5 protein-coding genes are annotated in these 6705 nt (G+C 37.2%); 2 read left to right on the forward strand and 3 right to left on the reverse strand.

Going from position 1 to position 6705, the window contains the following annotated elements; genetic code table 11:
* Nucleotides 1–38: 38 nt before the first annotated feature.
* The 3 genes from MHN02_RS14445 to MHN02_RS14455 are packed head-to-tail and all read right to left on the reverse strand — an operon-like array spanning nt 39 to nt 4243.
* Complete coding sequence (locus tag MHN02_RS14445; protein WP_336246495.1) at nt 39–1487, reverse strand: oligosaccharide flippase family protein; 1449 nt, start codon at nt 1485–1487, stop codon at nt 39–41.
* Nucleotides 1480–3444 (reverse strand): acyltransferase family protein, encoded by a 1965-nt coding sequence (locus MHN02_RS14450; protein WP_239246890.1) that lies wholly within the window; start codon nt 3442–3444, stop codon nt 1480–1482. Before MHN02_RS14450 ends, MHN02_RS14445 begins: the two co-directional genes overlap by 8 nt.
* Nucleotides 3445–3454: 10 nt before the next feature.
* Nucleotides 3455–4243: a hypothetical protein gene (locus tag MHN02_RS14455; RefSeq protein WP_239246893.1), complete on the reverse strand. Its 789-nt coding sequence runs from the start codon at nt 4241–4243 to the stop codon at nt 3455–3457.
* Between the two features lie 229 nt (nt 4244–4472).
* Here MHN02_RS14455 and MHN02_RS14460 point away from each other — a divergent pair, with 229 nt between their 5' ends.
* Both MHN02_RS14460 and MHN02_RS14465 read left to right on the forward strand, forming a co-directional pair.
* Complete coding sequence (locus MHN02_RS14460) at nt 4473–5279, forward strand: hypothetical protein (RefSeq protein ID WP_239246896.1); 807 nt, start codon at nt 4473–4475, stop codon at nt 5277–5279.
* 7 nt (nt 5280–5286) lie between these two features.
* Nucleotides 5287–6354, forward strand: a complete 1068-nt coding sequence (locus MHN02_RS14465) for a polysaccharide pyruvyl transferase family protein (protein ID WP_239246899.1) — start codon at nt 5287–5289, stop codon at nt 6352–6354.
* The last annotated feature ends 351 nt before the right edge of the window (nt 6355–6705 follow it).

A 6705-nucleotide genomic window follows, 5' to 3' on the forward strand; every position in this document is an offset into this window, starting at 1 on the left:
TTGACATACACCTTTTTTAAAGGAGCAACTACAGAAAGTCAAAAGTTAATTCTATTTTTTAGAATTTCAAAATATCCTTTTATCAAGTTGGCTAACGGGTGACGAAACAAAAAAACCATGTTGAGCCAAAATATCGGTATTATGACAGACAGCACCAACAAAACATATATTGGCTTTACATTATCTAATTCCAAAAATATGTACAATAGTTTAGTAAGCGCACAACATAAAATTCCTACTACAATGCTTTTCGAGTGAGCTTTTGCAATCGCTCCTATTCCAATATTACAGTTTTTTCTTATTGCTAGTCCTAGTAACAATGCATCAATAATAGCTGTCAGTACCATTGCCCAAGCTACGTAAAGTAAGCTTATACTAAAACCAATAGAACAAAACAAAACAGTACAACTAGTAATAACACACTGTCTATAAAAGTTCGCTTTTTCAAAGCCCATTGTTACCAACAGTGTATTTGCCCAACAATAGACACAGCGAACAATCCCTAGAAGACATAAAACAGGAACAAACTCCACGCTTTCTAACCACTGATCACCAAACATCAATAAGACAGCTGGTTTCGCCGAAATAGACAGCACAGATAAAATGGGAATAACCAGAATGGAAAGGTGACTTACAGCATTCAAATAAGATTCTTTGACATCTTTCTTGGACCTTTTAGCTTTTGAAAGAAAAGGCATTACTACAGGTTGAACGGCCGAAGTTACAGAGTCAAAAAAAAATTTATATAACCCAACCCCTCTAGAGAATACTGCCGCAAGGGTTGGACTACCTAATTTACCAATTATAATTTCGGGACTAGTTTCGTGTAATTTCCGTAAGACCGCAGCTTGCGAGACAAACATACCAAACTTTAAGATCTCTGCAAAACCACTAAAAGAAGGTCGCCAAGATATATCTGTAGACTTATACAACCAAAATACAAGTAACTTGCTAAGTTGACCAACTACTAAGCCAATAGCGAGACTCATATATCCTGCGTGCATATAAAACGCTACTAAAGAAGCGACGAAGGTAATTACTGTTGTCAATACATTGTTTAACAACAATACATCGAAGCGAAAATTGCGGGATAGAATGCTGTGCGATACGGCAATAAAAGGCGCGGAGAAAAAGCCCAACGATAAAATAGCAAGGATGGAAGCTATGCCCTCCTGTTCAAAAAGCCCGCCAACCCAATTTGACGAAGCAAACATCGCCCCACCTAAAGGAAAGGAGATCATCATAGTAACACCTATGACACGTTGACAATCGTGCTTAGTTATAACCTCTTTTCTAATTAGATACCCCCCCGTGCCCAGTAGCCTAACTTCTATTGCGAGGGCAGCGATTGCGACAGCAACAACATGGACTCCTAACTCGTCAGGAGTTAGTAATCGAGAAAATATAAGTACCGACGCCAAGTTTACTCCCATATTGAGATACTTTGACAGGGCCGACAAAAACAAAGATCGATGAACACTACTCAATTTGATTAATCACTTCTGTAATCAGATTTTCAATAACTACTCTGCTACCGTAAATACTTAAATGGTTATCATCAAAAAACATAGATTTTCCTTCGAGGCTTGCATAGCACCTTTTTTGGTCACACAACATGTTCTTGCTGTTAATCAAATAGGCACCGTACTTCTGTGCGATTTTTATCAAGTTAGATTCAATGTTTTTAACTTGCATTTCGAATTGTGTGCGTTGGACAGCGACCTTTTCATCAGCACCTGAATATTGGAAAACAAAGCCTGGATTCAAGATCTTCTTGATATGAGTACGTGGCTCCGGAACGGGGCCTAGCAAATATACCTGCTTTCCTGCTTTTGTCAGCTTTTCGATTGCCGTACTCAAACTATGCCAATACACGTCTCTAAGTTGCGAAGCCGTTAGTTCAACAGCAGCAGATAATTTTGCGGGCTTAAATTCATTCAATTCTTCGCTAGTACTTTCGTACTTATGTTTTACTGGAGTTAGGTAGTATAGGTGGCGAAACGTTAACACTACGTTTTCTATGGAATCACTATCAATGATGTGTTGTAGCCCTTTATTTAAAAAGTCGCCACAACCTTCAACTCTAGTATTAAACTCAAATGCTGGCGGACAGCCTGAGTAGGTTAATTGATGGACGTTTGAAGTTCCCAACACTTCAGCAAGAGAAAAGCTCAATTCTACACCATGGCTATCACCCAGTACGGCCCACTCTGGCTGATTGATACCAGATAATTGACATGATGAGTCGAAACTCACGACTTTTCTGCTAGAAGAGTGGCATTGATATCGATAAGGGCTATGCGTGACTGTCGAAAATGCACTATCAGCGCCGAAACGAAAATAAAAACCCTCTGACAAATGACTAACTACTCCAAAAACAAAAAAGAAAGAAAGACCAAGCCCGGAAAAAAGAAATATTTTCTTTCTTGTTACTAGGTTTTTTTTTCGAAATGGCTTCTCAACAAAGAAATAACTAACTATCGCAAGGACAACTGCTAAAACAGTCGCTGCAATCATCATTTGTTTTGAAGGTTCATCAAAACTCTTAATACGAACAAAAGCAAAAATTGGCTGGTGCCAAAGATACAGTGAATAAGAAATGAGCCCTATGAAAACAAAAAAAGGTAAACCTAACAACTTCTCGACAAATGTGTTTTCGCCAAAGCCAATGATTAACAAAGTGCCTAATACCGGTATCAAGGTAACCCAGCCAGGATGAAGATAACTTTGGTCGATCATGAAGAGAGAAAATATGACTAAAATTAGACCTCCCCCTCCAAGAAACTCTTTCTTTAGGCCACTCACTAAATTCAATTTTGTTTGAAGAAGAGCTACGACGCCTCCAGCCAATAGTTCCCAAGCTCGGCTAAACGGCAAATAGAAACTCGCCGAGAAATCTTTAGTTGTTAACACGAGACAAGTTATAAAACTGCAAATCGCGAGAAAAAGAATAGTGTTCCAAAGAACTTTTTGAGACTTCCAGAGAAACATTAAGAGGAGTGGATAGAAAATATAATACTGCTCTTCCACCGCTAGACTCCAAGTATGGAGAAGTGGAATCTCTTCCGCTGCAGTAGAGAAATAACCACTAGTTAAATAAAAATAGAAGTTTGAAATAAAGCCAATTACAGAAACCACACTCTGACCGAAATCTTTTAAAGATTGCGGTCCTAACAGTAAAAAAGCAGCAACAGAAGAAACAAACAAAACAAAGAAAAGCGCCGGAAGTAATCTGCGAGCTCTTTTCTCATAGAAGGCAACAACAGAAAACTGCTCTCGCGATAACTCTGCTGTTAAAATAGACGTGATGAGATAACCACTAATAACAAAGAAAACATCAACACCCAAATATCCGCCTTTTAAACCCAAAAAACCGGCATGGAATGCAATAACGGGTATAACTGCGACAGCTCTTAGCCCGTCGATATCTTTACGATATTTCATAATTCATATTTTAACTTTTGCTACGTTTTTTATGTAAAAGTATTAAAAAAGCTCCGAAAGCCAAAAAAAGTAATGGAAGAGGCCATTTCAGCATGTAGGCTACTTTTTCAAAATAATATTTCTTTGTCATGAAATGAGTAACCCCGTCCCAACGCTCATACGGCAAGGCATAGGCTCTCATAAGCCCCATTACCTCTCGTGAGGAATATCCTTTCTGCAAGTATGCTTCTTTTGCCAAATGAGGAGACGCACTAATCTGTTCGATAGAGTATGGAATCACCACACCAAAATCAGGATCGTAAGTCTGTTTGTTACCTGGCAGTATCTCAGCCTCTAAAATCACATGTCCTGGGAAGCTTACCATTTGATTTGGTACTCCATTTTCATCAAGTACTTGAGACATAATTAAAGAAGCGTCCCCACATATTCCGATTCCTCGTTTTAAGCTTCTTTTATAATTTGCATAGTGATACTTTTCGTACTCTGGCATATTAGTTACAAAACTCATAGCCCAAATGAAATAGTTTTCCCAAACAGGCACTCGCTGATGATATAGTGTTGGGTCTTGCTCTTCTTTCCAATGAATATGAGCTAATGCTTTGGAGATAACATCTGTAACGTCAGTTAAGAACTCGGCTTCTTTTTGGTTCTTCCCTTTTTTTAGACGAACCAAAGCTTCTTCAAACGTAAGCGTTTTATCGTTTGTAAACCTAAAGTCTCTATCGACTATACTTTTGGGCTCTATATTCTGAGTAAGGCCATACAGATTGATAGATAATAACAACCCACCTAAGGCCATGATAGAAAACGCCAAACTCTTCAACAATGTTATATTCTGCTCTAAGTGCCTTTAATAACGGAATAATACAGGACAGTTTTTCTATTGAATAGGTTTAAATACCAAGTATTCACTTATCCGTCGGTAATACATGCTTTGGTCAACCTTCTACGTCTTGCGCCAGTCCAACATTATCTATATCTTACTCTGGCGTCAGAGTAATTGACGTTAAACGACAAAAGGAAAAGTTATGCATGTTGGAATAGTAATTCCGCTAAAATCAAAGAAAATTTCGAGAGATTGGCAAGTAACCTGTCAGTCATTGCATGCAACTCTTAGTTCTATTGAAAACCAAACTAACAGGTCTTTTACTGCAATTGTTATAGGTCACGAGAAGCCTGATTTTTTGGAGTATGAATTTCCGGATATTATTTTTGAGACAATAGACTTTCCACCTCCTGATCGTGCCTCGAGTGATTTTACCCACCAAAAGTTAGTCGAAGACAAAAATTTAAAAATAGTTTCGGGTATTAAAGCTTTGCGAGCAAGAAAAAGAGTTGACTATTGGTATCAGATAGATGCTGATGACCTTATTCATTGTGATTTCATAAATACAATAACGGAACTGAAAGTATCTGCTGCTATTATTGAAAACGGGTATATATTGTTCAAAAAATCAGGAAAAATAATACCAACTAACGAAATGTCGCAGTATTGTGGTTCGACTTCAATATTAGCAGACCACCTCATAGAGCTACCCAACCATATTGATCTTCAATCTATAAAATGCATCCCGTGGGCTAGTGTAGCACACAAAAACATGAAAGATTTTCTTCAAGAGCGGCACCCTGAAGACTACGAGATGCTATCTCCCTATTTACTTTGTTATGTACTCGCCAGTGGAGACAATATCAGCGACTCTTGGAGAAAAAGTCTATACCAGAGAATTAGCCATTATTTCAAACCCTACGTAAAAGGCAAAAAGATACCGAAAGACTTAGCATTGCAATTTCCTTTAAATCAAGATGTTTCTAATAAAAGAAACCAGTTAAATTGAGTATCTCGTGAAGAAATATACATTTATTTTCAATATAGTCACCGCTTTTAACAATAGAGGCGATCTACTTATAAACAGAGCATTAATCGCTAGAGCTCGTGATATAGGCAAAGTAGCAGTTGTAACGAAAGGCATACCGAAGCCATTTTTGTCAAAGCTTGGCCTAGCTGAAAACGAAATGTACAGTAGCTTTTGGCAATGTTTTAAGAGCAATTTCGGTAAGAGAAAATTAGTTAAAGTTGGTATACCTGGTCACAACTTTGGTAAACCCTCTGCGAATGCGCAATCTTATTTTGAGCTTATTTACACAGCTCTATTTAAATTCATTTTTAGAGTAGAGTTTATTCGTATAGGAACTTCAGTAGGCAACTTAGATAAGTCCGCAATAAAAATTGAGAAGCTAAAAGCTAAACTATATAAAATCTATGGTGTAAGAGACAACTTTTCATACAACTTGTTCTCGCCAAGTGCAATTTCATATTTCCCTGATCTAGCATTCCTTTCAAAAGATTTTGAATTGAACAACCAAAAATCAAAACATCTAAAAAAAATTCCATATATTTTCCTTTCTTTTAGACCTAGTTTTCCGGATGCCGAAATATCTTATGATTACCTCAATGCAATAATTAAGAATCTTTTGGTTTTTATTGAAAGAAGAGAAGAGAATTTAATAAAAGTAGCTTTTCAGGTGCCCGAAGACCGCACCCCTTGCTTCGCGATAAGTAAAGCCATTTCTGCCCTTGAGGGAAAAACAGTCGAGTTTATCGACGAAACTTTAGAGCTTGATGAATCCATAGATATAATAGCGAATGCAAATTTAGTTGTATCAAATAGGCTTCATGTTCTATTACCTGCTCTAATGAGTGGAGTATGCCATATTGCACTTACTGACTTACGCCATCATCGAAAGCTTGTTTCGCTTTATGAAACTATTGGCGCTGGCTTTGCTTTGCAAGATATAAATAGTATTGAACCTCTAACTTTAACTACAGAAAATGAAAGGGAAAACTTATTAAAAATAGCAAAATCACAAATAGATATTGCAGAACAGAAAGTTAGCCAAGCTTTTGAGTGAAAGGAATGTATACATGATTCATCAGAGGAGTAGATAGATTCATCTCAATAACGGAAGTAATCGGATATCGTATTCCAGTTAACTTTTTATTAGAAAACTTGGTACGTTATTGACTAACTAGACCTGAAACAAATTTTGCTTCAGTGTTTTTTTAATGCATTAAACTTCGTAGTAACTTTAATTAAATTATCAACTTTTTCCTAGTTTTTATATCCTTACTTCAATAGAACACTTACTTCTTTACTCTATTTTGTAACCGTCCGGTAATTCCCACATTCAAGTATTAACGCCGCTCCTGCATGGTGTCCTTGTAAAAAGGAGAACACGCATGCGATATCAACGACGAGACGT

It is taken from the genome of Alteromonas sp. CNT1-28, assembly GCF_022348345.1.
In the GTDB taxonomy this organism is placed as follows: Bacteria; Pseudomonadota; Gammaproteobacteria; order Enterobacterales; family Alteromonadaceae; genus Alteromonas; species Alteromonas macleodii.

What these genes read in the sequence shown, in the direction of transcription:
- MHN02_RS14450 (WP_239246890.1), bottom strand. Translation starts at nt 3,444, where the DNA reads ATGAAATATCGTAAAGATATCGACGGGCTAAGAGCTGTCGCAGTTATA.
- MHN02_RS14455 (WP_239246893.1), bottom strand. Translation starts at nt 4,243, where the DNA reads ATGGCCTTAGGTGGGTTGTTATTATCTATCAATCTGTATGGCCTTACT.
- MHN02_RS14460 (WP_239246896.1), top strand. Translation starts at nt 4,473, where the DNA reads ATGCATGTTGGAATAGTAATTCCGCTAAAATCAAAGAAAATTTCGAGA.